Here is a 23,361-nt window from a genome sequence, read left to right on the forward strand (position 1 = left end):
CGCGATCTCGGCGTACGAACGCGCCGCCGCGAGCTCACTCTCCCAACTTCGCGAGGAGTGCGACAAGCTCGGTCTCCTCTCAACAGCGTTCACGCCGCAGCGACTCACCCAACTCCAGTACTATATCGAGTCGTTCGATATCCCGGTCGACCAGCCGAACGAGGGCGTATTGCTCACGGACGGCGCGGCGACCAGCTACATCGACCGCCCGGTCGTGTTCTATCTCGGCCTCGGAGACGGCTGGACCCAACAACCCTCCGACCGCCCCTGGGTTGACCCGGTTGAACACGTCCAACAGGACCTCAGCCGCTTCGAGATCCTCCTGCAGAACGGTCAGGAACGACAGTTCCTCGTGCAAGCCTCCCAGGCTGACGCAGACAGCTCCCCGTGCGTGTACTTCCAAGACCTCGTTGATCATCCCGTCGAGTCATTCAGCGATCTCCCGCACACGACACACGGCGCCGATGCGACTCGTGACAGCGTCGGTACGCCGTTCGTCGCTCCTGAGACACCAGACGGAGAACAAGAGCCACCGGCAACAATCAGTCAGTCCACACTGCAACGCCTTACTAACTGTCCACGTGAGGAGTTCTTTCATCGACTCGTCGAGTCACCAACGACAATTCCGATGGCCCGCGGCACCGTGATCCACGAAGCCGCGGAGGTATGCGTCACACATCCAGAGACGGTTCGCGAGCGACAGAGGGATGTCGTCGACGCGATGGTCGACCAGATCCGTGCGTACGCAACAACGGCCCGTGAACGGGTCGAACGAACGCAGTGTGTACTTGCACTCGAGACGATCCAGCGGTATCTCGACGCGCACCCTCCAACCGATACGACGTACGAAACGTACACCGACCGCTCGCAGTCCAACGACCTCGCCGAGCGCCTCGGACTCACCGTCGACTCCACACTAACCGAGCGATGGTTTCAGGCGCCGGACGTCGGGCTGCATGGCTTCGTCGATCTGCTTCACTCGGAGACGACACTCGTCGACTACAAGACCGGCTCTCAATCGACCGCTGGAAAGCTTCGCCAGCAGGCGTCACTCGACCCACTTCACGACGAGTCGAATTTCCAAGCGGCGGCGTATCTCGCCAAACACCGCCGTGAAAACCCGAACCAGCCACTGGAGATCCGGTTTCTCCATCTCCTCGAACACGACACCCGACTGGCCCGTGGCGACACCGTCCCGCTCGACGATCTGGTCACCACGGTGGAGTACCTGCCCTGCACGTTCGGTGAGTTCGCCGCACACCGCGAGACGTTCGACGCCGTCACCGACTACGCCGACTCCAACGACCGCGTGAAAGCGCTTGACCCGCTTGGCTACGAAGCATACCGCGAGTTCTTCGAGTCACATGAGCTCCCACGAGAGGGAGTAAACCCTGAGAAGCGGGAGGCGATCATCCAGTCGTTCATCGAGTATACCATAACCCGCGTCAAGGACACGAAATACGTCGAACGCGGTTGCCGCTCCGCGGTCGATGACATCGATGGCCTCGTGGGTGAACGATATCTCACGGAAGACTTGGACGCCTTCGAAGCGTTCGTCGCCACCCAACGTGAGCGTCTTGCCGTCTACCGCGACGAGGGATTCCCCGTTCGGACCCGCGAAGACGGTCCCAATTGGGATCGGGTCGACGCACAGGAGTTGGTGATCGACGATGTCTGAGCCGACCCCGAACGACAACCAACAGCGACTCATTGAGTCCACCGAGGGGATCTACCGTGTCGATGCCGGCGCCGGGACGGGCAAGACGTTCGCGATCACCCGGCGATACGCCCACATCTTGGAGTCGACCGACGCGACGCCGGATGATATCCTGCTGGTCACGTTCACTCGCAACGCCGCTCGCGAGATGCGTGAGCGCATCGTCCAGCAAACCGACTACGACCTGCGAGAACTCCAAGGCGCGCCTATCAGTACATTCCACGCCTACTGTTTCCGACTGCTACGCCGCTATGGTCACACCGTCCCGGAGACGCTGGGCATCGACGACCAGATTCCCGACTCGATCGACCTCATCGAGGAGCCGGTCCGCGAGAAGCAGTTGTTTCAGCGATTCATGTCGACCTTCGCCGACGAACACCCAGAATACGCGGACATGCTCCGTATGTTCCGTGACCCTGCCACGCTCCACACCCTCATCGGCGAACTCGCTGCGAAAGGTGTCATCCCCACTCGTGACGGGTGGTTCCGCTCGAGCGACGCTCCCCTCGAAGGCGACCGCGAGGCGTTCTTCGAGACGGTCGCCGATGCGAACTCACCCGGAGAGGGTGCCTCCGGTCCGACCAACAGCGACGCCCGGGCGGCAGTCGGCGGGTGGGACGCGAGCGAGTACGCGCCGGACTCCCCCTCGAAAGCCGAGGTCCACGACGATCCACAAGTCGATCGCGGCGTCATCGAACGCGCCTACGACGAAGATCGAACGGCCCTGCGGACGTTCGTCCACGACGTCTACTACGAGTATCTCACGTTTGCCCTCCGGAACAACTACCTCACGCAGGGGTTGATGCTGGCGCTGGCGTTCGTCATGCTGTGTGACCGGCCGCAGGTTCGCGAGCAGGATGCCCACGAGTACGTGATGGTCGATGAGTTTCAGGACACGAACGAGCTCCAGTTCAAGATCGCGTTGCTGCTCGCGATCACGAACAACCTCTGTGTTGTCGGGGACTGGAAACAGTCGATCTACGGCTTCCAACACACCAGCGTCGAGAACATCACGGCGTTCGATGACCGGCTCCAGCGCTTCACCCGCGAGTTGAACGCCGACCGGACGCGGATAGCGTACCCCGTCGATTCGGTCACCACGATTCCGCTGTACGAGAACTACCGCTCCTCGTCCTCGATCCTTGCATTCGCGGAGCAGAGTCTCTCGATTCCGGCGACGTACAGCGAGGACATCGACGATCCACTCGCAGGCGAGCGCTCGCTCGCGGCGACGAACCACGTCGACAACGCACAGATCGACGCGTATCAGGCGCCGAACGAGCACGAACTCCTCCTCGATCGGATCCAGATGGTCGTCGATAACGACGACTACGCAGTCGAGGTCACCGATGAACCACAACCAGACCCTGGCGCCACCACTGCACAGCAGGAAGCTGCCGAGCGCGAGCGATTGGGTGCGCCTTCGTACGGAGACATCGCTGTGTTCACCCGAACACGTGCGTTCGCTCGGGAGTTCCTTACCGTCGTCGACGAGTACGGTGTCCCGGTCGCCTACGACGGCGGAGTTGAGCTGTTCGACACGCCAGAAGCCAAACTCGCACTCGCGTGGCTACGCATCGCCGAATCGAACGCCCGTCGTGGTTGGGCCGTCGTCCTCGAGCGCGCTGGCTACTCGTTCGATGACACGGAGACGATTCTGGACACCGAAGCGTATCCCGATGCAATGGTGCAGTTCCGCGAGGAACTCGCTGCGATCGACACACTTGGGGGCTTCCTTCGACGCGTCTTCGACCGCTACGGCCGTACGAGCGCATACGCTGATGCGCTCGTCGATCACCTCACGAGTCTCTACGAGAATAGCACGCTCACGCGGGGAGAGGCGATCCAGTACATCGAGGCCAACCTCGATGCAGGAACCACCGTCGATATTGAAACCAGCCCGGGTGAGGACGCGGTGACCCTCCAAACAATCCACGGTGCAAAGGGACTCGAGTACCCGATCGTCATCCTCGCGAATCTCAACGACCGCGCGTTCCCCCACTACGGTCAACCGCCAGCCTGTCCGATCATCTACGACGACGAGTTGGGGCTTCGCCAAACCCGGGCATACAGCGAGGCGGGCGACTATCCGCACGTCTACCAGCATTGGCCGACGAAGCTGTTGCAGTCGATTCAACCGTCAACGTACGATGAAGAGCGGCGCTTGCTGTACGTCGCGATGACTCGTGCAAAACGGCATCTCCTGTTCACCTCTGGGGACGACCCAAGTCGCTTCATGGACGGCCTCTCGATCGACGCGATTGAACTCGAACCGACACCCGAGCCCGTCACGGTTGCCCGCGAGTCTACTGCTCCGTTCGTGACAACGATCCCAGACAGTAGCACAGTTCCCCGCCGGCTCAGCGTCCACGATATCATGGACGACAGCGTCTATGACGAGCGCAATGGTGGTCGTGGGACCGACTTCGGAACCGAACTGCACGACTTCGCCGAGGCGTACGCACTCGACGAGCCAGTCGAACCGAGTAACGACGACGAGCGCGCGGTGGCGACGCTCATCGATGACCTTGATGGGAAACTCATCCCGGAAGAGCCGGCGTTGCTCCCGCTGCCCGGAGAACCACAGGTGACGCTCGCGGGGATCATTGACCTCGTCCACGTAACGGACGACAGCGTCGAGATCATCGATTACAAGACCGACCCCGACCGGCTGGCCCACGATGAGTACCGAACGCAGCTGAGTGTGTACTACCACGTGCTTGCGAGTGTGTACCCCGACCGACCGATTCAGGCGACTGTCTTCTACACACAGACCGCTACTCCGGTCACTATCGACCCGGTTTCGATCGACGCGCTCGACCGGCTGTCGAGATCGCGCCACGCGTAAGAACCTCGCCGATCCGACCGAAATCAGATACAGATCAGACCGGATCCGACACCGCGCTCAGCAGATCTGATCTGTGGGTGCTTCAGGTGCTCTGTCGATAGCGGGATAGAACTCCTCGGCTGGAACGGTGTCGATGGACTGGAACCGAAGATCGATGAACTGTGCGATTCGGTCCGGCTCCAGCCCGGACTTCTCCACGATCAGATCTTGGTAGGTCCTGATTTCGTCGTGGACGAAGGCAGGTGTCAGCAGGTCAGGCTCGAGCGTGACGATGAGTTCCCGCGTTTCGAATCGGCGATGAGTGCAGAGATGGCGACGTTGGCGTCGATGACCAGCTTCATTCGTCGTGTCTACGCTGATTCCTCGTCAACACGCCTGCGCCCGCTTTCGTTGATCCTCTGGGCGATTTCATGGACGTCGCCCTCGGTGAGGTCACTCCGGCTGGTGAGTTCGTCCATAACTTCCAGTGTCTCGACCTTCTCTTGAATGGCTTGGCGCGTGACTTCGCTCCAGTTGATCTCGGGGTGGTTCTCCATTCGCTCTTTGAGGGCGTCGTCTACGTTGACGGTGATCGTAGGCATACAGAAATATATGAATACACAGATTCCTGTGCTTTCCGGTGTATCTCAGATCCGCTGATTTTGGCCGCCTGACAGCCTCCAAGGGGAATCGATCGCCACTCGAACAGAAGACTGCAGAACGTCGGTGATCTCGGGGAGGAACACGAGAGTGATCTGCTCACAGCTGCTGATAAAGAGAAAATTGAGCGGCTATCCTAGATACTCAACTCACCCGACATTTTTCGCAGTGGTGGTCGTTGGTGACGTATGGATTTGGATCGGGCGCGCGGTGTTGTTCTTGGATTGGCGTGTGGGGATGCGCTTGGCCGGCCAGTTGAGTTTGCGTCTGCGTCGGAGATTAGCGCTGAGCACGGACGACTTGACGAGATGGTCGGGCACGGCACGTGGAATCAGCCGGCGGGGACGATTACGGACGACACCGAGCAGGCGCTGTGCATCGCGCAGAGTCTCGTCGAACACCAAGCGTTCGATCCGGCGGATGTCGCTGAGCGGTTCGTCGCGTGGTACGACAGTGGCCCGTTCGACATTGGAGGCATGACGAGGCGGTCGCTCACCCGGCTCAAACGCGGCGACGCGTGGGACGAGGCAGGTCAGCACGTGTGGGAGAACAGTCCGGAAGGGCAGAACGCGGGGAACGGGAGTGTAATGCGGTGTCCACCGCTCGCCATCCCGTACATGACGGCGTGGGATCGACTCGCCGAAGTGAGCCGGCAGTCCTCGCAGATCACGCATGCTGACCCGCGGTGTACTGAAGGCTGCGCTGTCCTGAATCTCACAGTGGCTGGCCTCCTCGACGACTCGGACGCGCCGTTGCAGGATGCCCTCGACTACGTCGGTGCAGACGCGCCTGGCGAGCTCGTGGCGGCGCTCGAACCGGTCGCTCGTGGTGAGTCGCCCGACACGCTGGAAACGTCAGGGTATGTCGTGCATTCACTGCAGACGGCACTCCACGATGGCCTCGTCGCGGAGAGTGCCGAGGACGCGATTGTGACGGCGGTGAATCGTGGCGGTGATACGGATACGATTGGGGCGATCGCGGGTGCAGTCGCTGGCGCGCGGTTCGGGGCGTCACAGCTTCCGGATCGATGGCTGAGTGTTATCGACGAGACCGACGAACTCGAAACGCTGGCCGAGCGACTCGCGGCGGTATGATACAGGTGACGGAAGGAACACTCCTGTTTTGTGTCGGTGTCGAAGACATATTTAGAGTCTATGTATTCTGAGCGGCTGTGAAGACGACTTTCATCAAAATGACTCTCAACGACCACCTTTATCCCGAGGGAGATTTAGACTCTATGTACGCTGAGCGGCTATGAAGTCAACAAACGACGAAGAGACTCAACGGAAGAGCCTGTCGACGCGTGAGTCGCAGGCACTGTCACAGCTCGCAAGCGAGAACCGGCAGGTCATCAGTATTAGTGACATCGCGGACGCGCTTGACATTCCGCAGAAGTCAGCCAAGGACATGGCGTATGCGCTTAAGGAGAAAGGGTGGCTTGAGCGGATCGCGCACGGGAAATATCTGATTCTTCCGCTCGCTGCGGGTGAGAACGCCGTGTATACCGCACACGAGTTCGTGATCGCGTCAGCACTCGTAGAGCCGATGTACATCGGGTACTGGAGTGCGTTGAATCACCACGGGCTGACGGAGCAGATGTCCCGCACGGTGTATGTCGTGACGACAGAGCGCGCCCAGGAACGTGAAATCCACGGGGTTACGTATCGTCCGGTGACGGTCACGGAGCAGAAGTTCTTCGGGTATCAACCGACTGCGGTCGGGTCGAACAAGGTGAACATTTCGAGTATCGAAAAGACACTGGTCGATTGTGCCGACCATCCGGAGTTCTGCGGGGGTATCAGCGAGCTTACGAAGGCAATGCAGAACGCTGTCGACACACACTGTTCGTGGGAACGCATCGTCGAGTACCTGCGGCGGGTTGGGAACGGCGCTGCAACGAAACGACTCGTGTACCTCGCCGATCAGTTGGGCATCGATCTTCCGGAGTACCGGGACCTCGTCGAGAACTTCACGACCGGGTACCCGCTGCTCGACCCGACGAGAGAAGCGACGGGAACCCGGGATAGCACGTACCAACTCCGCCTAAATGTTGACCCCGAATCGTTCCTCCCTGGTGACTTCTCATGATTTCCGAAGCGCAACTCCGACGGCTGGCCAGACAGCTGGATGTTCGACTTGGGTACGCGGAGAAGAACTACGTCAATTCGTGGATTCTGTGGGCGATTTACACGAGTCCCTACGGAGACAACCTGCTGTTCAAGGGCGGCACTGCGCTCAGCAAGTTGTATTTCCCAGAGACGTGGCGCTACTCGGAAGACCTCGATTTCGGTGTCGATGGAGAGTATCACGGGAGCGAAGCGGAGTTGCAAAGCACATTGGAAGACGCGACCATCGACTTCGAGGTGACCAAACACCGCGAACTGCAGAAAGAAGCGTATCCGACGCACTACGTTGATATCGATATTCAGTACGACGCTGTGCTCGGTCACAAGAACACGACAAGTCTGGACGTGATGATCGATGAATACGTGGCGTTTGACTCGGTCCATCATCATCACAGCTACGAGGATGTCCCGGAATTCGAGTTGACCGCGTACAGTCTGGAGGAAATCTTCGCAGAGAAGTTGCGAGCGCTCTATCAGCGGTCACAGGCGCGTGACTACTACGACCTGTATCGGATGCTTACGGAGGCTGACGTTGATGACTCGGATATTCTTCCGGCATTCACGCGGAAGTGTGAACACGACGGCCTGGACATTGACCTTCGGGAAGGGCTTCCCGGAGAGAAACGGAATGAGATTCGTGACGGCTGGCAGAACACGCTTCCCGATTTGGTTGCAGACCTCCCCGAGTTCGGTCCCGTGTATGACACACTCGAAGATTACGTCGATTCGCTAGTAGACGAGCAGCAACGCTAGTTCCGGAAATGGGCGACGGCAGGACCGAGTGTCCGGGCGTGTTCGCTCTCGGCCACATCGTACCGCTCTTCTATGTTAATGCGCCGGTGTCTTCGGCGAAAAACCGTTCCAGCTTCACAGACAGGGCATTGTTCGTCGGCGAGTTCATCAATGGTCTTGACCGCGTTCGACCGGCGTCTCGGCCGTCGTAGCGGCCCTATCGAGCCAGCCGCCCCGTGGTTCGGACCCCGGCGACGATTCACGCCGGGGTCTCGTATCGGTGATCACAGACAGTGAAAGACTGCAAGAGGGGATATGCCTCAGCCATCTAGAGTGAAGTAGTCCAGGGGGTCAGACCGCATCGAGATCCGGCTTTTGGTATGGTCGAATGCCGTTCCACAGCAGTTCCGTACGAACTGTCAATAGCGCATATCGGAGTCGCTGACGGGTGAAAGTAGATTCCGCTCACGAAGAGATGTAGCCGACCGTTTGCGTTGCCACGTCCGCTATCCGTTCGTCGACAAGCGAGGTCAGATGATATTCAACGCCTGCAGAGCTGTTGAGCGTCGCGAGCGACCACGGGAGGACGTGACTTCGTTTCGCGAGTGGCTCACCCGCGTAGTCGTCATCGTGGAGCGTGAGCGATTCCTCGTGATAGGTCTTCGAAGAGATCAAGACGGTGATGAGTTGGACGCCGTGGGCTGGGAACCGTGGGCTCCCAAGATGAGCATTGGGCGACCCTTCTCGGAGAGTGGGTCAGTCTCCCAGATGATGTCGCCGCGTTCGAGGTCATCGAACGCGGTCACTGCACCCGCTCCATGTCGTCGGTCTGGAGCTCTTCGAGTTGCTCCTCGCCATACTGCTCGGCTGCAGTCTCGTGATGCTCGTGCAGCCGGTAGGCAGCTTGCAGCCGCTCTTCATCGTCCGTTATCGCCCAGTACGGACGCTTGTGTCGGACGAGCCCGCGTTCTTTGAGTCGTGAGAGAATCGCACTGACGGCGTCGGTATCCAGTTCAAGTTCTGCTGCGATTGTCGCCGCCTTCCACGCCCGGTCGTCGTTTTCATCGAGAAACAGCACGATGCGCTCGGTGTCAGTCCGCCCTTCGAATTCGTCGGGATCGGCGTCCTCAAACTCGTCGATATCGATGGTGCCGCTCGACATGAGTGAGTGTTGGTACTGTTTGGACATGGCTGTTTGGACTGTTGAATCACTGGCTCTGATGCATCCATAGTATCGTCGCGTCGCTGCTGAAACAACTGATAGGAAGGAGCTGCGAACGTACCAAAAGAATTTGAGAACCCCGACGGAATACTGTGCATGCAGCTCCCCGTAAAGACCCTCGTCCTCACGGTCGCCCTTCTCATAGTCTCACAGTTCTTCGCAGTATTCGTAGAATCACAACTTGCTGCACTCCTTTCGTGGTATCTCATCTACGCACTCATTATCCTTATTCCGCTGACCCTCCTGTATGAAGGATACACTCGGTTTTATCCAAAAAATCCCTCTTGAGAACGCTCTATTCAATTAACCGTCTGTACCTATCGCTTGCACCCACCCCTGAAAGAGTGGGCTTCCGCTAGCACCGTGTCACCGCATGGAAGGAGGGCGCCTACGAGCCACTCATCATCCACAACGTCGCCGATGTCCGACGAACTCGAGAGTTGATAGATATTGCAGAACGGTATTGCTCAAAGTCAGATTTCTCGATGAAGTCGCTGGAGCCTATCGCTTGAAGAAATCGCTTCTCAGTGGGGGGTTCGTGGAGGAAAGCACTCGGATTGGTTCCTACGGCGGGTTACGACCTGTATTTAACGGCTCATACGAGTCCGTGTGGTAGGCGACCCGCCAGAGTTTGAGGACGGCGCGAGTGACTAACTCTTCGGGAGACTGTGTGATACAAGACGCTTCGACCTCGTCTGGATCAGAACTCGCATCGGGCGGTGGGTGATAGTGTTCTAATCCGGAGACGTGGATGTAGTCTCCTGCGTGTGGGTGCTTTCCCCAGCGCAGATTCACACCTTCCGTGTCCGTATAGTGGAGCTTGTAATCATCTCGTGTCGTCCACTTGATGTCGATTCGGGCCTCATCGGCCGCACACAGTCCGTCGTCAAGCACGACTTCGAGGACGGATGGATTGAGAAAGTCGTCGAGTTCAGCTGTTGCGAGCGGTTCCATCTCCTCGACGACGTCACGAATCGTCAGTAGCGCCGGTCGATCCGTAGCCCCCCGAAGAGTATGGGTTTCGGCTTGGTCAGGAGAATCCCGCATTACTCAGGCAGGGACGCTGTCGTCAGTCGACCGACGGTCACTGTCGACGAATTGCTCGGCGTTGCCGATCGAGAGGGCGGCGTTCGCAAATGCGAGATTCCGACGGAGCGTCTTCCACTCACGAATGGTCTCTGGGTCGATCTCGTCCTGTGGGGATCCGGTCTCGCTGAGCGCCTGGTTCGTCTGGTTGACCGCCAATTCTTCGGGGGAATCAACACCGAATTCGGACCGATACTCGGTGAGCTGCTCGCGCATCTCCTGAATTCGGGTGACGAGTTCATCGGTCGAGACGTGCTCAAGAATGTCGGCAGCCTGTTCGACGACGAGTGATTCAGGGGAGCGCCGATAGAGCGTGCCACCCTGTTCGCCGGGTGTCGTCTCGACAAACCCCTCGTCTGCGAGTGTGTTCAGGTGCTTTCGTGCGGTCTTTGGAGCCGTCCGTGCATCGTCAGCTACGGCATCAGCTGAGACGGGGCTGTACGTATGCGCAACGACGTGTCGAATGCGCTCATAGGGTGTTGTTTCTGCTTCCCATTCCTCACCAACCGATTCGTTGACGTCTGCAAACTCATCTGGTGGGTTTCGGTCGGTCATATAGAAACGCACGTCTCAGAGGAACATAGTTCTTTGGCAAATTCCTATATTCCTCCCGATGGTGAGTACACCGGCTGAATCCACAAAGGTGAATTCCTGATATCGTTCAGAGATAACGGAGAACAGACAAACGGTTAGAAAACACCAGTAGAGTCGTTCTTGGGGCCATACGTTGAAGTCAGGAAACGACACGCCACAGCTTATCGGCGGCTCGAACATCAGAGAGACCTAGATGGCGTTCAGTATCGATTTCCTGGACGACGGCCGCGTCACAGCGAAACACATTTGCAGCAGCCACTCAAAGCTAATCGCGAGGATAATCCTCGGTCCCTTCTTTGCTCACCCATCGGTCCGCCGCTGTCAAGGCGTCCATCGATGGCACTGCTCTGAGATGCGCCGTGCCGGATGCCGACCCGGTCGCGGTACCGTCGGGTTCCTTCGACGGGATCGAGTGCACCTCAGAATCCACATATGAACGAACTAGCCATCTCCCGTTCGAACTGCGGGACCGACCTCATCACTGAAGAACCCGGCACTGAACGACAGTGGTTCCGACAGAACAGAGCGAAACCCTCCATTTCAAACCGTGCCCCGGGTGTGAGTACCCGTATTTTCTTGAGTAGATCTGTCATCCCCTGCCAATGGGACATTCCCCGTTTCGCGTCCGTGGAGGTGCAGGGCGGACAGGTAATAGTTAACTATCTGATGCATGAGTAGCCGTCGACTCGATTCGTTTCCGGAGAGCCTCAGCGAGGGATCGACCGTCATCATCGCGTCCCCAGGTTCTCCGACCGAGAACGCGGTAGGACTCCGGATTTTGAGTCAAGAAGGAGGACCCGCCGACACCGCACTCGTCGTCACGACGACCGAAAGTGTGGCCCGCACGGAGAACCGATACAAGCAACTCACCACGGACTTGGGTGGTCCCGCGCTCCGGATCGTCGATACAGTCTCAGAAGGTCAGTCTCTCTCAGCGCCATACAGGGAGACACCTGTAGTGTTTACACCCTCTGCCGGAGATCTAGAGCGGTTGGTGATGGCGCTCTCGGAACTGTCGCAGGATCCAAATGGGTCACACGAACGTCGACACCTACTCATCCGATCGCTTACGCCCATCCTCGCTACCGCGTCGACTGACCGTGTCAGTCGAGTTCTTGATCGGATCAGCGGGCTTCGTACCCGAACTGGACTCTCCTTGTTCGGCCTCGACTATACCGCCCACGATGAGGACACGCTGTCAGCGCTCGCAGAACACGCCGATGGAATCCTCTGGGTATCGTCTTCGACGCCGGAGGAAATTTCATTCGAGTATGAATCGACCGACGGTCGGCGCGGGTCGGCCACAACAGAAACAACCGAAAATTGACATCCTCCCCGCGCTAAAGCGCGAGGATTCCTCCGTTGGGGGTTCGGCTACCGACCCACGGAGGCAACTTGCGGGTTTGTGCGCGCTTCTTTGGGACTGTCGTGAGGGTGTGGTTTCCCCGACCAGTTGTGGTCGTCCCACTCGAATCGCACGGGCCGTGCCATCGGCCTGACTTCCGTATCGCTATTTTCTCGAAGGAACGTCTCTGACGCCGTGAGGTCGGCATGCCCCTCGAATCCACATGGACACGTCAGCGTATCCCCGTGGCGAACCGTCTCCTCGTGGTCACCACACTCGGGACATGTCTGACTCGTCCACGCTTCCGACTCAACTTCGAGACTGATGCCGTACTCCTCACAGACGCACGCGAGGCGGTGGATGAACTTCTTGAACGCCCAGAAGTTGTGCGTCTTCTCGTTCACCCTGACCGACCAGTGCGTTTCCAACACGTCGGTCAAATCACCCACGTACACCGTCGCCACACCCTCGTCGTACAGCCGTTCAACGAGGTCGCGCACCAGCGCGTTCTGTGCGTGGTCACGGCGCTTCGTCCGCTGTCGGTACAACTGTCGAATCCGCTTGGAACTGTAGCGTCCCTCTCGGAGTTTCGACTGTAGGCGGGCGATCTCGTCTGTCGTCTCGCGGAACCGTCCGAACAACTCCCGACCGTCGTAGAGGTACTGGTTTCCAGTAGTCGTGGAGCAGGCGACAAGATTGTTCGCGCCAACGTCAAGGGCGGCTTCGTGAGAAGCCAGTGGTGAATCCAGTCGAGAATCAGGTACGGTGACTGGTTGGAAAGCCCTGAACGTGTCGCTCACCTCGTCGTACTCAAGTTCCAGACGACCCTGTTTGCCGTCCCACTTCGGGTTGCCTCGGACTTCGAGGCGAAGTCGTTCATGGTAGCCGAGTCCGTATTCATCTTTCAGTTCTTGCCCAACAGGAATTTCGAGACGGCTACGCTTGCCCCACTCAATTGTGTACTGGTTGTTGCGGATGTAGGTGCGGAGTTCGCGTCCGTCCTCCCCGTTGCCCCAGTACGACGGCGGGTTGGCGTCCTCGCTGTTCTCCGTGAGGGCAAAGAACGAGCGCCACGCTTCGCTGTTCTTGCGCGTGACCTGTTGAACAGTCGCGCTTCCGACGACACCGTTGTACTGTCCACGGTACTCGGAAGTGTCCCACACGTCGCCGTCACCGAAGTAGTTCTGACGACGTTCATAGGTGAGTTCGTTCCACAGAGAGGCGGAGGCGTCGAGTAGCCGCAGAAGACACTCTTTGTCGTTCTCGGTCTGTGGAACCACCTCGAAGGTGTTGACGCGTTTCATTCGTCATCGCCCTCTTGTTCAGCAATGTACTGTTCGACAGCGCCCTTCGAGGCGCTCCCCGCCGTACCGACGTAGTACGAACGAGTCCACTTCACGCGGTCGTCGTACCGCTGATTGTACTTTCGCGCCGAAATCCCCTTAACCCAGTTGACGATGAGTGAGGGGGCGTTCTTGGGCGGACTCCCGATGAACAGGTGTACGTGGTCGGGCATGACCTCGGACTCGGCCAGTTCGAGGTCTTTATTTTCACAGATTTCCGCGAAGATGGCTTCGAGACGTTCCTTCGTCGTCCCCGTCAGGTGCGAACGCCGATATTTCGGCACGAACACTATGTGGTAGTAGAGTTCGTATTTCGCATGACGAGTACTCTTTACCATCTATGTATACTATCACGGACAGACGTGTTAAAGACTACGTTGTAACCCCGTCTGTGCCATTGTCGGCGGTTGAATACTGTTGGTCGGCTTCATCCCCGCCCTGAAGGGCGAGGCTTTCGCCTCGAATTTTCCGTAAAGAGAACTTCTTCCCGGTCGTCACTGGTCATCAAGGCGAACCGCGTGCAATGCTCACGCGAATGGGACGTGGGGAGACACCCTACGACCTCGACGAAGGGGACAAGGTGATCTTCTCGGCGCGAGTAATCCCGGAACCGACGAACGAGGGGCAACGCTACCAGTCCGAGCGTCTCCTGAAGATGCAGGGTGCACGCATCTACGACGACGTTCACGTCTCCGGCCACCTCTCACAAGAGGGCCATTACGAGATGCTCGATGCGCTTCAACCACAGCACGTGATTCCCGCCCACCAAGACATGACTGGATTTTCGAGCTACGTCTCCCTCGCAGCCGGTAAGGGATACAAGATCGGCAGGGACGTTCACGTCACTGCCAACGGGAATATCCTCCAACTCGTGTAGGCGCCAACGTACCGGTTGATTGCCCTTCTGTCCGGAAGTCAGTGGATTTTATGAGAAAGACTCCGAACACACGAGTATGGGTTTTGGAAGCTACGATGAGTCCGAGCAGCAGAACCACGAGGTAGAAACGGACGACGATTCGGAGGGAGTCGACGTGCATGAAAACGATCACGAAGGAGAAGCTCGCTTCGAAGCGGGAGCCTCGACCGACGATCTCGTCTCCCAATTGAAGGACATGAAGTCGGAAGACGACGAGTGAGGAACTGAGTAGTTCTTCGTGGAACTACAATTTTGAGTTCCTCTCTCAGGCAACACGCCATTGATGTCGGGCAAGATCAACGGTTGCAGATTACCGCTTCGAAAACTCAATGCAGGCAGCAAGAGAAGGTGCCTGAAACTTCGACGGATCGGAAGTTAACACATATATCCGACACCCGTACATTCCTACAGTATATGCGATTCTGTGACGGGTGTGGTTCGATGATGCACACGGAGGGCGACACGTGGGTGTGTCGCGCCTGTGAGAACGAGGAGCTTCGGGACTCGCAAGCGGAAGCGGCGATGACGACCAAAGACGGACAGCGGGACGACGGGGCGCCCACCGTGGCCGACGCGACCCGGAGCTCCACCGAGACGATGCAAGAGTCCTGTCCTGCGGACGGCTGCGACAGCGACCGGGCCGACTACGAGATGATACCGAAGCCGGGCGGCTCCTACGAAGTTCGGCTGTTCACCTGCGTCGAGTGCGGCCACAGGTGGCGTGAGTCCTGACTCCCCGGGTACCCGAACAACTCAATTCGCAGCGTTCCTCTATCGATTCCATCAGCCGTTCCCGTGAGGCGCACAGAGAGTCGCCGGTATATGCAGGGAAACTATCCCTGGGCTGGTTCGGCGACCTGAACCCACCCGTCCCCGCGGACGGTGATACGATACCTGCGGTACTCGAAGTCGAAACTGGAACCGGTCGCACCACGAATGTTGGGTTCCGTCCCCCCGAACAGCGCGTCTTTGACGGCGGCGATATCAACGACTTCGTACAACGGTGGCTCTCTGATGCTCGTCTTCTCCACACCGTCGGCGGTGGCGACTGCCTCGATGATGACGGTCGTCAGGTCGGAACCGTCCGCCGGGTCGTACGCTCGCTGTTCGACCACGTGATACTCTGTCTGCTTTCCAGTAGTAGGGTCAGAATCGTTCCGCTCGCTCATGAATTACGGTCAGTACCTGGGTCGCTGTCGTACGCACGGCCGGCGTGATGTTCCTGTGCGTGGTCGAGACTTCCGCCTGCGCCCGCAAGCATAGCAAGGACCTGTTCGGCATGTTCCGCCCGGGTTATGGTCTCGGTCTCGGAATCGAACGCGACGATGTCCTCGTCAACGAGTTTCGGGACGTGCGTGTGATACAGCGAAACGTAGACCCGGTCGCGACGGTTGGCGTCAACGGTCGCTTCGTCTACGTCCTCCTCCCACGCCGCCAGTTTTGTCGCCAAGGCATCGAGAATCCATTCAGAGTTCTCTGCGAGGGCGTACATGACATATCGCCGTCTTGGGTTGCTCAACGCCGAAAAAACGTGATCTAACTCCAGGATGGCCGGGTCGATAGATACCCGGCCATCACCAGTGGCGATATCGCTGTCTGAGGGGCTCGACTCATTTAGATCGTCATCCTCCGACTGGCCTCTCTCAGAAACCATATTCCCACTTACCGAGCTAGACTCATAATTCTAGGGCCTGAGAATATATATCTAGGAAATATATTATTAATAATTACTTCGTAAAAGATAGATTACAGCCAATCTGCAAGAGACCACCTGAGGCTAGTGGTGAGTCAGACGATGATAGAAATGCACTCTTCAGCGACCGGCTGTTTCAGACATAAAGTATCTGAAATATAGGATTTCAACAGAGCCACCTCACCCAGATCGGAGCCGGCGAGAAGCCGGCCGAGCAGATATACCAGTCGCTCGAGAGCCGGTACCGGATCGGCTTCCCGAACCACGCCGGGTTCCTGACCTACATCGAGAACCACGACGAGGATCGCTACGTCGAAACGCCCGGTCGCCACGGCGTCGAAGCAGCCGCCACAGCGTCGTTCACGCTCCCCGGCGCGCCGATGATATACGCCGGCCAGGAGATCGGTGAGCACTGGGGGGCGCGGGAAAATCCACCAGGAAGACGCCGACGAGGACCTGCTGGCGTTCTATTAAAGTTAACAGCTCGGTCGGGTGCGTGGCGAGTTCGACGCGCTCGGCTATCGAGCCGACTTCGAAGAAGTACAGGTGGAGTCGACCTCCGAGAACGTCGTGGCCTACGCCCGCGAGAGCGACGGCGAGCGGGTCGTCGTCGTGTTGAACTTCGGCCACGAACCCGAGGAGGTCGGACTGCCAGGGGAGCGTACCGAGGCGAGTGACCGACTCCGCGGCGAGCGCGTCGCTTCGGAGGGCGGTGTCTACGTGGAAAACGCGGTCATTCTGCCCGCGGGGTGAACCGCAAGCAACACGACCAGCTCCGGGACCGGATTATGGAAGTTTCAAGGGCTAAAAACCCCCCCTTCAGGGCGGGGATACAGCCGACAACTCCTATACAAGCCACCGTCGATAGCAAGGCGGATATTCCACCCCAACCAACACTATTAAGAAAACACTGTTCACAACCGTTCAGCTCGAAGACGAACGTCACACACTCACGTCAGGCGGGTACGCGATGGCTCCTCGTGAGGTTCCACACACCTACCGGAACTCGGGCGACGATCCCGCCCGCGTCCTGTTCATCTATACGCCGGGGAACCACTGGCGATACCTCGAGGCGGCAGCAGAACAGAGCCCCGTCGAGGACGAGTCCGACATCGATCGGATGCTCCCGATACTCGAACCCTACGGTATCGAAATGGTCGGGCCGCCGCTCGACGTGGACGACGCGACGGTGAGTTAGATGACAACGAACGAGGAGTCTCGGCGGGAGTTCGGCGGGAGGCTGTCGAACCGCATCTCAGTTCGACGGGGTGCATTCTACACCGTGGTCGTGGGGACACTCGGGCTCTACGCCGTCCTCATGCGCGACCTCTTACCACTGGCCGCCACAGCGTGGGTCGTCGATACCGGTAGTCACCGGTTCCACGATCTGAATCTCTTTGCGCTGATCTGGATTGCGATCCTCGGACTCGCAGTCCAGCTCTACAGGCCCGACAGGCGTGTCACTGCAGCCATCGTACCGGCGCTCGTGATGGCACCGCTCGCCGTCGTCGCGATCTCGACGAACTCGCCGATCGCGACGATGCCGATCCTCTTTACTGTCCTCGGAGTCGTCGTCGTTGCGCTCCATCCGGCCGGCCGGTCGATCCTGAAGATCCGGCGCGTGCAATCGGTCGATCGGGTGCCGTCAGGGCTCGTGAGTGCCGCCGTCGTTCCGTTGTTGGTATATGCGAGTGACCAGGTCGCAAAGCAGTACACGGTCGTCGACGACCACGCCGCGCTGGTCCATTACGGATCCATGGCTCTGATCGCCGTCTTCGTCCTCGTCATGGGGACGTCGGCGGTTCTTCGGAGGCGTGACTGGCGGTTCGCGGCGTGGACTGCCGGCGTCCTCGCCGTCTACCTCGGGGCGAGTTCGGTCGCCTTCCCCGGCCTGGCGTCGAGCGCCGGTCCGGTTTGGGGTAGCCTGGCCGTCGGCTGGGGCCTCGGGTTCGTCGCAGCCGTCGAGCGGGGACGCGACAACGGGTTCATGCGCGTCGAATCGACGATCGAAATCGACGCGCCGATCGAGACCGTGTGGGAGGTTACGACCGATCCGGGGACGTTCGTTGAGGGGATCAACTGGGTGTACGAGACGTGGTGGGAGGACGACGGTCCCCTCGGGGAAGGGTAGCGTCTACATCGAGCGGGCCGAGCCCGGCCTCACGGAGGACACCTACCGCTGGGAGATCACGGCCTTCGAGCCGCCGAACCGGATCGTCCACTACCACGAGGGCGGCGAACTCGAGGCCGAACTCGACGTACTCACGGAGGCGATCGACGAGGAGACGACCCGCTACACGCAGGTCGTGCGCTACCGGGCACTTCCGGCGTTCCAACCGCTGGGGTACGTCCTCGAACGCACCGTGATGAAACGGAGGATGCAGCGGGACTTCGACGAGATGATCCTCCCGAACTTCAAGCGAATCGGCGAGGAGCGGGCGAGGTGACGCCGTGAACGGTTTCGTCACACGCCGAGTGGGCGTCGCTGAAACGGTCACCCGAGTTCTCGGTCACGAGCGGCCCGCGATGGACTGCAATCCCTGGTAGGCCCGTACTCCCCCGACGAGGACTAAGAGAGTGACCAGTAGGCTCGGCGCGATATGGATCACCCAGTCGTATCCGAACCCTGGGCGGTAGTGAACCAGAACGTTCGTCGCGAGAGCGATCAGCGCGATACCGAGACTCGTCGTCACCGCCCATCGGTATCCACGTTGGATCCCGTACCAGCCGAGGGCGATCAGTGTGATGCCGAGCGCGACGAGGAGACCACCGAGGCCGACGTGCAGGTGGTCCATATAATGAAGCATCTCCGGGTTGCTCGCTTCGAGATCGGTTCTCGTGACGCCACCGAGGGTGTCCACACCCAACTCGAATTCGGTCCCCAAGTAGGCGGTGTACAGGAAGGTCAAACCGTACCCGACGATCCCACATCCAGTGGCGGCTATCAGTATCGCTCCCTGTCGCAGTTTCGGCTCGGTGATCACTGGAGTATGGCCCCAAGTACGTGGGTCGCTATCATGTGAGTGTGCGCTCTCTCAGATCGTGATCTCTCCCGCGACACGGTTCGGGTCAGTACTCGGGGATTCGACCCGGCGAATACCGCCAATCGGGAGGCGTGCACGGACGGCGAGCCAGCCCACATGGCCTTCCGTCGGCGCAGCATACCGGGATGTGCCTTCGGATATCGTCCCGTCTGCACTGAGCGTGACTGTCCCACCGAGGTGCGTGATTTCGTTCGTTTGGGCCTGCAGGTCGGCCAGTGTTTCGAATGACCGTTCGATCACCTCTGTTGGCGTCCCTGTGTAGTGACCATCGAACGTATAGGTGACTTCGTAGGTCGGCATGAGTGCCCAGCGAGGAGTAGCGCAGGTGAGACGGTAACGATTCCCGCTGCAACGATTCCACTAGGTGGATTCAGTTCACATCGTGGACAGGCACCCGGAACAGGACGCCATCACTCTGCGAGGGTGTTGGCGCGTATTTGCTCGGCCTCACGGCGATGCTCCTCGATCGTCGACACAACCCACGAACACACGTACCGGTCATCAGTTTCGAACTGGGCACGCTGGTTCCCATCCCGATCGATCTGCGTAATCACCGCCACCGTCTCGTCCGCGACCCCAAGCGTCTGCGAAACGCTGCCGTCGTAGCGATAGAACTCGGCGCTCCCCGATTCGATCATTTCCCGTGTCCGTTCGCGGAACTCTGGCGAGTCACTGACGGCATCGAGGAGGTCCCCGGTTATCACGCCGACGAGAGTGAGCTCCCCCTGGACGGTTTGCTCCCGGAGGGTCTCTACGAGGGGAGACACGACCGTGTTGGTGAGAAACCGGAACTCGTTAGCTTCGTGTAATAGTTCCCGAGCTCGTCGGACCGGAGCACCCGGATCGGTTTGGGTCGGCGTCGTAATCGTCGCGTCGCGGAGCCGGTTCAACTCGAAATCGGTCTCGTCCACTGGTAGATAGTCGATCACGTCTTCGAGGTGCTGCATCGTCTCAACGGCCTCCTTGAGCGATGTGAACTCGTCGGCGAGGACCGCGCCCAACGGCGTACTGTTGCAATCCGAACCGTGTTGTGAGATCCAGTTTTGTGCTTCCAAGCCGGTGAGAACTCGGCTGAGCGTTGATCGGGGGATGTCCAGTTGCTCGCTGAGTTCCTCGCGATCGGCCGGCGCTTCGCTCAAGTATTCGAGCACCCGCACGCGGTTTTTCGACATCACAAGATACTGAATCTGGTCGAGTGGATCCGTCATTGTATGTCATACGTTAACAACCCTTATGTCGGTTGCGTTGAATCAACAGGCGGTGTTCAGATAACTGGCCCTGGCGCATCCATAGTATCATCGCGTAGATGCCGAAATGACTGGTAGGAAGGTGATGCATATTTTACAAGAACTGTTTTAAAATAGGGGAGTCCGTTCCAACGGAGCAATTGTCGGTACAAGCGATTATCAGAGGGTATCCAGTAGTGGTAATATGAGTGTCATAGCCGAATTCTCCATCGAGGCAGATCAGTTTTTGCTAGGGAGGATCATCGCGGAGTTCCCCAATCTCGCTGTAGAAATAGAGCGGGTCGTTCCAACCGGCAATCGGATTATGCCGTACATCTGGGGGTATGGTGAAGATTTGGACGAGTTCGTCAGTGCAATGCAAGACCATCGAAACGTCAAATCGATCATTGCTGTTGATCAGGTTGACAACCAGGCATTGTACAAAATCGAGTGGGAGGACCCTACAGAACAGCTCATTGCGGGGATCGCAGAAACGACAGCAACAATTCTGAAGGCACGCAGTAATGATGTTTGGACCTTCGAGATCAGGTTCGAGGATCACAAAGGACTGGCCGAATTCAACGAATATTGTACCGCACACGGTATCGAGTATAGTCTAGAACGCGTCTCAGCACTGACCGATTCCCAGTACTTCGAAAAAAGCTACGCACTCACAAAACCCCAGTACGAAGCGCTATCGCTGGCAGTCGAATACGGATATTTCGAAATCCCACGAGAAGTCACCTACAAGGAGTTAGCTGAGCAACTCGACATCTCGGAACAGGCGGTGTCGGAGCGTGTCCGCCGCGCAACGAACAAGGTGTTGCGAGCCATTATGCGCGGGCAGTCGTCGTTTGACTTCTGAGGGTGGAGAACCGGCGAGTCACGTATTTATGAACGGGAGACTCTCTGTGCCTCTGAATTTAACCTGCTTTACTGCACAAGGGTTCGACTTTAGCAGAGATACGCCGACGACAAATGTAGCCATGAGTGGGACAAGACCACTTTCGCGGCTCAGCGGGGACGACCTGTTGGACGCGCTCTACAAAACGCTGGCAAACCGGGAACGACGTAGAATACTCCGGTATTTGGCCGATCTGCCAGAGCCGATCCCAATCTCTCAAGTTGCGACTGAAATAGCAGCCCTCGAACACGGTGACGACTCGTCGGGCATCTCTACCAGCCAGCAATCGGATACACATGTGGCTCTTCTCCACATCCATCTTCCGATGCTCGATGAGGTCGGGTTAGTGAACTGGGACAGGGACAGTGATACCGTTGCGATCTCTCATACCCTGGAGGAACTGATCGTCACGACGTCTGGCAACGTTCTCGACGTGTCAGTATCAGTTGGTAAACAAACATAGATACCAACGTCGCTTTGACGAATGTATTAGGGAATGCTATGAGCGGGTACAGTGTTCAGATTGTCCAGAAAGTCGCGGATAAAGAAGACATGCATCCGACTGAACTGGATTGTACACTGGGCGACGTGGTCGATCCTGATGCGTTAAATCAGTTGATAGAGTCTTTAGAAGAAAACGACGAAAATTCGAACGCGGTTCTTAGATTTGGATTTTGTGGATATACGGTGAGTGTGTCTCCAGCAGGCAACATCGAGATACATTGAGCTGTAAAATTCCTAATAGTTCTTTCGTCGGCTTCATTCCACGGACCAAGCCTTGAGACACTTGTCCTATTCACCTGTAGAACACGTCTCGGAGCGGTAACTCTTATCTGTGATTATCGAACAAACCAATCGACTTTGGTACCTGCGTGACTGACGCGGCGGTAGCTTCGAGGTCGGAACGGGACTGCTCCCAGTCGACCGCCATCGCCTCGTTGACGCGCTCGAGGCCGCCGGCTACGAAGTGGCCCTGGTCGACTTCTCCTGCACGACTCGCGACTGGCGCTCCTGCGGTGAGGCGAGTGAACGGCGGAACTCAACACTCGTCTGTGAGACCAACAGCTGTTCCGTCGAGATATTGGTCGTGATGAGTCTGCAGTAGCGATGATCGTGCAGAGCGCAGTTACAGGGGTCAGCGTTGTTCACTTACTCGGACGACAACTCCTGTCGAGTCTCGCGAACTGGGTTTCGCTCCATTGCGGCGTCAAGCTCCGAGGAGTCAACCGTCGTGACGGCTGCGTCGGACGCCGTTCCTGTCTCCACGAGTACCTCGCCCTTCGGCCCGGCTACGAGACTCTCGCCGGCATGTTCGCGTCCACGCTGATCGCCCACGTGGTTTGCGCCAATCGTGTAACAGGGACCGTCGAGCGCTCGCGACCGCAGGAGGAGTCGCCAGTCGCCGCGGAACGAGGTCCGCCACGCAGCACCGACAGCGAGCACGTCACAGTCCCGTTCGGCGTATTCCAATGCCAGTTCGGGGAAATTGAGGTCGTAGCACAGAAGGAACCCGATGCGACCAACGCTCGTGTCAGCAACAACTGGGCCAGTCCCGGTGTCGAACACACTCGGCTCGTCGCCCCAGGGGTAGCGCTTCCGGTAGGTTGCCTGCACGCCGCTACCGTCGACGAGGACGAACACGTTGTACAGTGCGTCACCGTCGCGCTCAGGGAGGCCGACGACGAGTTCGGTGTCGGTCCGGGAGGCGATGTCAATCAAGGGCGACGTCAGTTCACCGGGGACCGGTGTCGCCCGCTTCCGTGCCACAGACAGATCGTACCCTGTCACGCACAGCTCTGGAAACACGGCGAGGTCCGCGTTCACCTGCTCGGTCAGCGTCTCGATGCGGTCGTAGTTCGCGTCGAGACTGTCCACAACTGGTTCGAACTGACACGCGGCGACGCGCGGTGTCATACCGGGCCACCT

The 23,361-nt window shown here is 58.5% G+C and carries 29 protein-coding genes and 4 pseudogenes; 18 read left to right on the forward strand and 15 right to left on the reverse strand.

Annotated features, from left to right (window positions below; all coding sequences use genetic code 11):
• Positions 1-79: 79 nt before the first annotated feature.
• Positions 80-418 carry a hypothetical protein gene (locus tag K6T50_RS18400; RefSeq protein WP_222609584.1) on the reverse strand — a complete coding sequence of 113 codons (339 nt, stop codon included), beginning with the start codon at positions 416-418 and terminating at the stop codon, positions 80-82.
• On the opposite strand from K6T50_RS18400, the gene K6T50_RS18405 reads away from it, so the two are divergent.
• Positions 392-1,678: a PD-(D/E)XK nuclease family protein gene (locus K6T50_RS18405; protein ID WP_222609290.1), complete on the forward strand. Its 1,287-nt coding sequence runs from the start codon at positions 392-394 to the stop codon at positions 1,676-1,678. The two genes, K6T50_RS18400 and K6T50_RS18405, sit on opposite strands and share 27 nt — an antisense overlap.
• Positions 1,671-4,565 (forward strand): UvrD-helicase domain-containing protein, encoded by a 2,895-nt coding sequence (locus tag K6T50_RS18410; RefSeq protein ID WP_222609291.1) that lies wholly within the window; start codon positions 1,671-1,673, stop codon positions 4,563-4,565. The genes K6T50_RS18405 and K6T50_RS18410 overlap by 8 nt, the downstream gene beginning before the upstream one ends.
• A 69-nt stretch (positions 4,566-4,634) precedes the next feature.
• Here K6T50_RS18410 and K6T50_RS18415 read toward each other — a convergent pair.
• Together K6T50_RS18415 and K6T50_RS18420 are read right to left on the reverse strand one after the other, a co-directional pair.
• A pseudogene (locus K6T50_RS18415) lies at positions 4,635-4,906 on the reverse strand (PIN domain-containing protein); the annotation flags it as partial.
• A 9-nt stretch (positions 4,907-4,915) separates the two neighbouring features.
• On the reverse strand, positions 4,916-5,146 hold the full coding sequence (locus tag K6T50_RS18420) for a hypothetical protein (protein ID WP_222609292.1): 231 nt from the start codon (positions 5,144-5,146) through the stop codon (positions 4,916-4,918).
• 246 nt (positions 5,147-5,392) lie between these two features.
• On the opposite strand from K6T50_RS18420, the gene K6T50_RS18425 reads away from it, so the two are divergent.
• From K6T50_RS18425 to K6T50_RS18435, 3 genes are all read left to right on the forward strand, one after another.
• Positions 5,393-6,298, forward strand: a complete 906-nt coding sequence (locus tag K6T50_RS18425; protein WP_222609293.1) for an ADP-ribosylglycohydrolase family protein — start codon at positions 5,393-5,395, stop codon at positions 6,296-6,298.
• Positions 6,299-6,458: 160 nt separating this feature from the next.
• On the forward strand, positions 6,459-7,292 hold the full coding sequence (locus K6T50_RS18430; RefSeq protein WP_222609294.1) for a type IV toxin-antitoxin system AbiEi family antitoxin domain-containing protein: 834 nt from the start codon (positions 6,459-6,461) through the stop codon (positions 7,290-7,292).
• A complete protein-coding gene (locus K6T50_RS18435) occupies positions 7,289-8,083 on the forward strand; it encodes a nucleotidyl transferase AbiEii/AbiGii toxin family protein (protein WP_222609295.1) in 795 nt (264 codons plus the stop codon). Before K6T50_RS18430 ends, K6T50_RS18435 begins: the two co-directional genes overlap by 4 nt.
• A 444-nt stretch (positions 8,084-8,527) precedes the next feature.
• On the opposite strand, the pseudogene K6T50_RS19045 reads toward K6T50_RS18435, so the two are convergent.
• Both K6T50_RS19045 and K6T50_RS18440 read right to left on the reverse strand, forming a co-directional pair.
• A pseudogene (locus K6T50_RS19045) lies at positions 8,528-8,868 on the reverse strand (GNAT family protein).
• Positions 8,865-9,224, reverse strand: a complete 360-nt coding sequence (locus tag K6T50_RS18440; protein ID WP_222609296.1) for a MarR family transcriptional regulator — start codon at positions 9,222-9,224, stop codon at positions 8,865-8,867. The pseudogene K6T50_RS19045 and the gene K6T50_RS18440 overlap by 4 nt, the downstream one beginning before the upstream one ends.
• Before the next feature lie 156 nt (positions 9,225-9,380).
• Here K6T50_RS18440 and K6T50_RS18445 point away from each other — a divergent pair, with 156 nt between their 5' ends.
• A complete protein-coding gene (locus K6T50_RS18445; RefSeq protein ID WP_222609297.1) occupies positions 9,381-9,572 on the forward strand; it encodes a hypothetical protein in 192 nt (63 codons plus the stop codon).
• Between the two features lie 276 nt (positions 9,573-9,848).
• Here the strand turns inward: K6T50_RS18445 and K6T50_RS18450 are convergent, their stop codons facing one another.
• Positions 9,849-10,331, reverse strand: a complete 483-nt coding sequence (locus K6T50_RS18450; RefSeq protein ID WP_222609298.1) for a toxin-antitoxin system TumE family protein — start codon at positions 10,329-10,331, stop codon at positions 9,849-9,851.
• 3 nt (positions 10,332-10,334) lie between these two features.
• Positions 10,335-10,925: a DUF7342 family protein gene (locus K6T50_RS18455; RefSeq protein ID WP_222609299.1), complete on the reverse strand. Its 591-nt coding sequence runs from the start codon at positions 10,923-10,925 to the stop codon at positions 10,335-10,337.
• Between the two features lie 709 nt (positions 10,926-11,634).
• On the opposite strand from K6T50_RS18455, the gene K6T50_RS18460 reads away from it, so the two are divergent.
• Positions 11,635-12,291, forward strand: a complete 657-nt coding sequence (locus K6T50_RS18460) for a DUF7504 family protein (protein ID WP_222609300.1) — start codon at positions 11,635-11,637, stop codon at positions 12,289-12,291.
• Positions 12,292-12,338: 47 nt separating this feature from the next.
• Here K6T50_RS18460 and K6T50_RS18465 read toward each other — a convergent pair whose 3' ends face one another.
• Together K6T50_RS18465 and tnpA are read right to left on the reverse strand one after the other, a co-directional pair.
• On the reverse strand, positions 12,339-13,613 hold the full coding sequence (locus K6T50_RS18465) for an RNA-guided endonuclease InsQ/TnpB family protein (protein WP_222609301.1): 1,275 nt from the start codon (positions 13,611-13,613) through the stop codon (positions 12,339-12,341).
• On the reverse strand, positions 13,610-13,990 hold the full coding sequence (gene tnpA / locus K6T50_RS18470) for an IS200/IS605 family transposase (protein WP_222609302.1): 381 nt from the start codon (positions 13,988-13,990) through the stop codon (positions 13,610-13,612). Before tnpA ends, K6T50_RS18465 begins: the two co-directional genes overlap by 4 nt.
• Positions 13,991-14,124: 134 nt before the next feature.
• On the opposite strand from tnpA, the pseudogene K6T50_RS18475 reads away from it, so the two are divergent.
• The 3 genes and pseudogenes from K6T50_RS18475 to K6T50_RS18485 form a co-directional block, all read left to right on the forward strand.
• Positions 14,125-14,529 (forward strand): annotated as a pseudogene (locus tag K6T50_RS18475) (ribonuclease J); the annotation flags it as partial.
• Between the two features lie 76 nt (positions 14,530-14,605).
• Positions 14,606-14,788 carry a DUF5786 family protein gene (locus tag K6T50_RS18480; RefSeq protein ID WP_222609303.1) on the forward strand — a complete coding sequence of 61 codons (183 nt, stop codon included), beginning with the start codon at positions 14,606-14,608 and terminating at the stop codon, positions 14,786-14,788.
• A gap of 194 nt (positions 14,789-14,982) precedes the next feature.
• Positions 14,983-15,300, forward strand: coding sequence for an RPA12/RPB9/RPC11 RNA polymerase family protein (locus K6T50_RS18485; protein ID WP_222609304.1), 318 nt, complete (start codon positions 14,983-14,985; stop codon positions 15,298-15,300).
• Between the two features lie 101 nt (positions 15,301-15,401).
• Here K6T50_RS18485 and K6T50_RS18490 read toward each other — a convergent pair whose 3' ends face one another.
• Positions 15,402-15,737, reverse strand: a complete 336-nt coding sequence (locus K6T50_RS18490; protein WP_222609305.1) for a HalOD1 output domain-containing protein — start codon at positions 15,735-15,737, stop codon at positions 15,402-15,404.
• A complete protein-coding gene (locus K6T50_RS18495; protein WP_222609306.1) occupies positions 15,734-16,222 on the reverse strand; it encodes a DUF7344 domain-containing protein in 489 nt (162 codons plus the stop codon). The genes K6T50_RS18490 and K6T50_RS18495 overlap by 4 nt, the downstream gene beginning before the upstream one ends.
• A 323-nt stretch (positions 16,223-16,545) precedes the next feature.
• Between K6T50_RS18495 and K6T50_RS19090 the strand changes: the two are divergent.
• From K6T50_RS19090 to K6T50_RS18520, 5 genes and pseudogenes are all read left to right on the forward strand, one after another.
• Positions 16,546-16,611, forward strand: a pseudogene (locus K6T50_RS19090) (hypothetical protein); the annotation flags it as partial.
• Positions 16,612-16,753: 142 nt separating this feature from the next.
• The gene (locus K6T50_RS18505; protein ID WP_222609307.1) at positions 16,754-17,014 is read left to right on the forward strand and encodes an alpha-glucosidase C-terminal domain-containing protein; all 261 of its coding nucleotides are present in this window, start codon (positions 16,754-16,756) and stop codon (positions 17,012-17,014) included.
• A gap of 157 nt (positions 17,015-17,171) precedes the next feature.
• On the forward strand, positions 17,172-17,459 hold the full coding sequence (locus K6T50_RS18510) for a cupin domain-containing protein (RefSeq protein ID WP_225935490.1): 288 nt from the start codon (positions 17,172-17,174) through the stop codon (positions 17,457-17,459).
• Positions 17,460-18,392: a DUF2339 domain-containing protein gene (locus tag K6T50_RS18515; protein ID WP_222609308.1), complete on the forward strand. Its 933-nt coding sequence runs from the start codon at positions 17,460-17,462 to the stop codon at positions 18,390-18,392. It begins immediately after the preceding gene.
• On the forward strand, positions 18,328-18,708 hold the full coding sequence (locus tag K6T50_RS18520; RefSeq protein ID WP_222609309.1) for an SRPBCC family protein: 381 nt from the start codon (positions 18,328-18,330) through the stop codon (positions 18,706-18,708). The genes K6T50_RS18515 and K6T50_RS18520 overlap by 65 nt, the downstream gene beginning before the upstream one ends.
• A gap of 63 nt (positions 18,709-18,771) precedes the next feature.
• Here K6T50_RS18520 and K6T50_RS18525 read toward each other — a convergent pair whose 3' ends face one another.
• The 3 genes from K6T50_RS18525 to K6T50_RS18535 all read right to left on the reverse strand — a co-directional run bounded on the left by K6T50_RS18525 (position 18,772) and on the right by K6T50_RS18535 (position 20,513).
• Complete coding sequence (locus tag K6T50_RS18525) at positions 18,772-19,245, reverse strand: hypothetical protein (RefSeq protein ID WP_222609310.1); 474 nt, start codon at positions 19,243-19,245, stop codon at positions 18,772-18,774.
• A 51-nt stretch (positions 19,246-19,296) separates the two neighbouring features.
• Positions 19,297-19,605, reverse strand: coding sequence for a hypothetical protein (locus tag K6T50_RS18530; RefSeq protein WP_222609311.1), 309 nt, complete (start codon positions 19,603-19,605; stop codon positions 19,297-19,299).
• Positions 19,606-19,715: 110 nt separating this feature from the next.
• The gene (locus tag K6T50_RS18535; protein WP_222609312.1) at positions 19,716-20,513 is read right to left on the reverse strand and encodes a helix-turn-helix transcriptional regulator; all 798 of its coding nucleotides are present in this window, start codon (positions 20,511-20,513) and stop codon (positions 19,716-19,718) included.
• Positions 20,514-20,736: 223 nt separating this feature from the next.
• On the opposite strand from K6T50_RS18535, the gene K6T50_RS18540 reads away from it, so the two are divergent.
• From K6T50_RS18540 to K6T50_RS18550, 3 genes are read left to right on the forward strand one after another with little or no spacing between them, the layout of a single operon-like run.
• The gene (locus tag K6T50_RS18540) at positions 20,737-21,396 is read left to right on the forward strand and encodes a helix-turn-helix domain-containing protein (RefSeq protein ID WP_222609313.1); all 660 of its coding nucleotides are present in this window, start codon (positions 20,737-20,739) and stop codon (positions 21,394-21,396) included.
• A gap of 28 nt (positions 21,397-21,424) precedes the next feature.
• Positions 21,425-21,898, forward strand: a complete 474-nt coding sequence (locus tag K6T50_RS18545; RefSeq protein ID WP_222609314.1) for a DUF7344 domain-containing protein — start codon at positions 21,425-21,427, stop codon at positions 21,896-21,898.
• Positions 21,899-21,936: 38 nt separating this feature from the next.
• On the forward strand, positions 21,937-22,161 hold the full coding sequence (locus tag K6T50_RS18550; RefSeq protein ID WP_222609315.1) for a HalOD1 output domain-containing protein: 225 nt from the start codon (positions 21,937-21,939) through the stop codon (positions 22,159-22,161).
• Positions 22,162-22,584: 423 nt separating this feature from the next.
• Here K6T50_RS18550 and K6T50_RS18555 read toward each other — a convergent pair whose 3' ends face one another.
• The gene (locus K6T50_RS18555) at positions 22,585-23,349 is read right to left on the reverse strand and encodes a carbon-nitrogen hydrolase family protein (protein ID WP_222609316.1); all 765 of its coding nucleotides are present in this window, start codon (positions 23,347-23,349) and stop codon (positions 22,585-22,587) included.
• Between the last annotated feature and the right edge of the window lie 12 nt (positions 23,350-23,361).

Origin of the sequence: Halobaculum magnesiiphilum (genome assembly GCF_019823105.1) — an archaeon.
GTDB lineage: Archaea > Halobacteriota > Halobacteria > Halobacteriales > Haloferacaceae > Halobaculum > Halobaculum magnesiiphilum.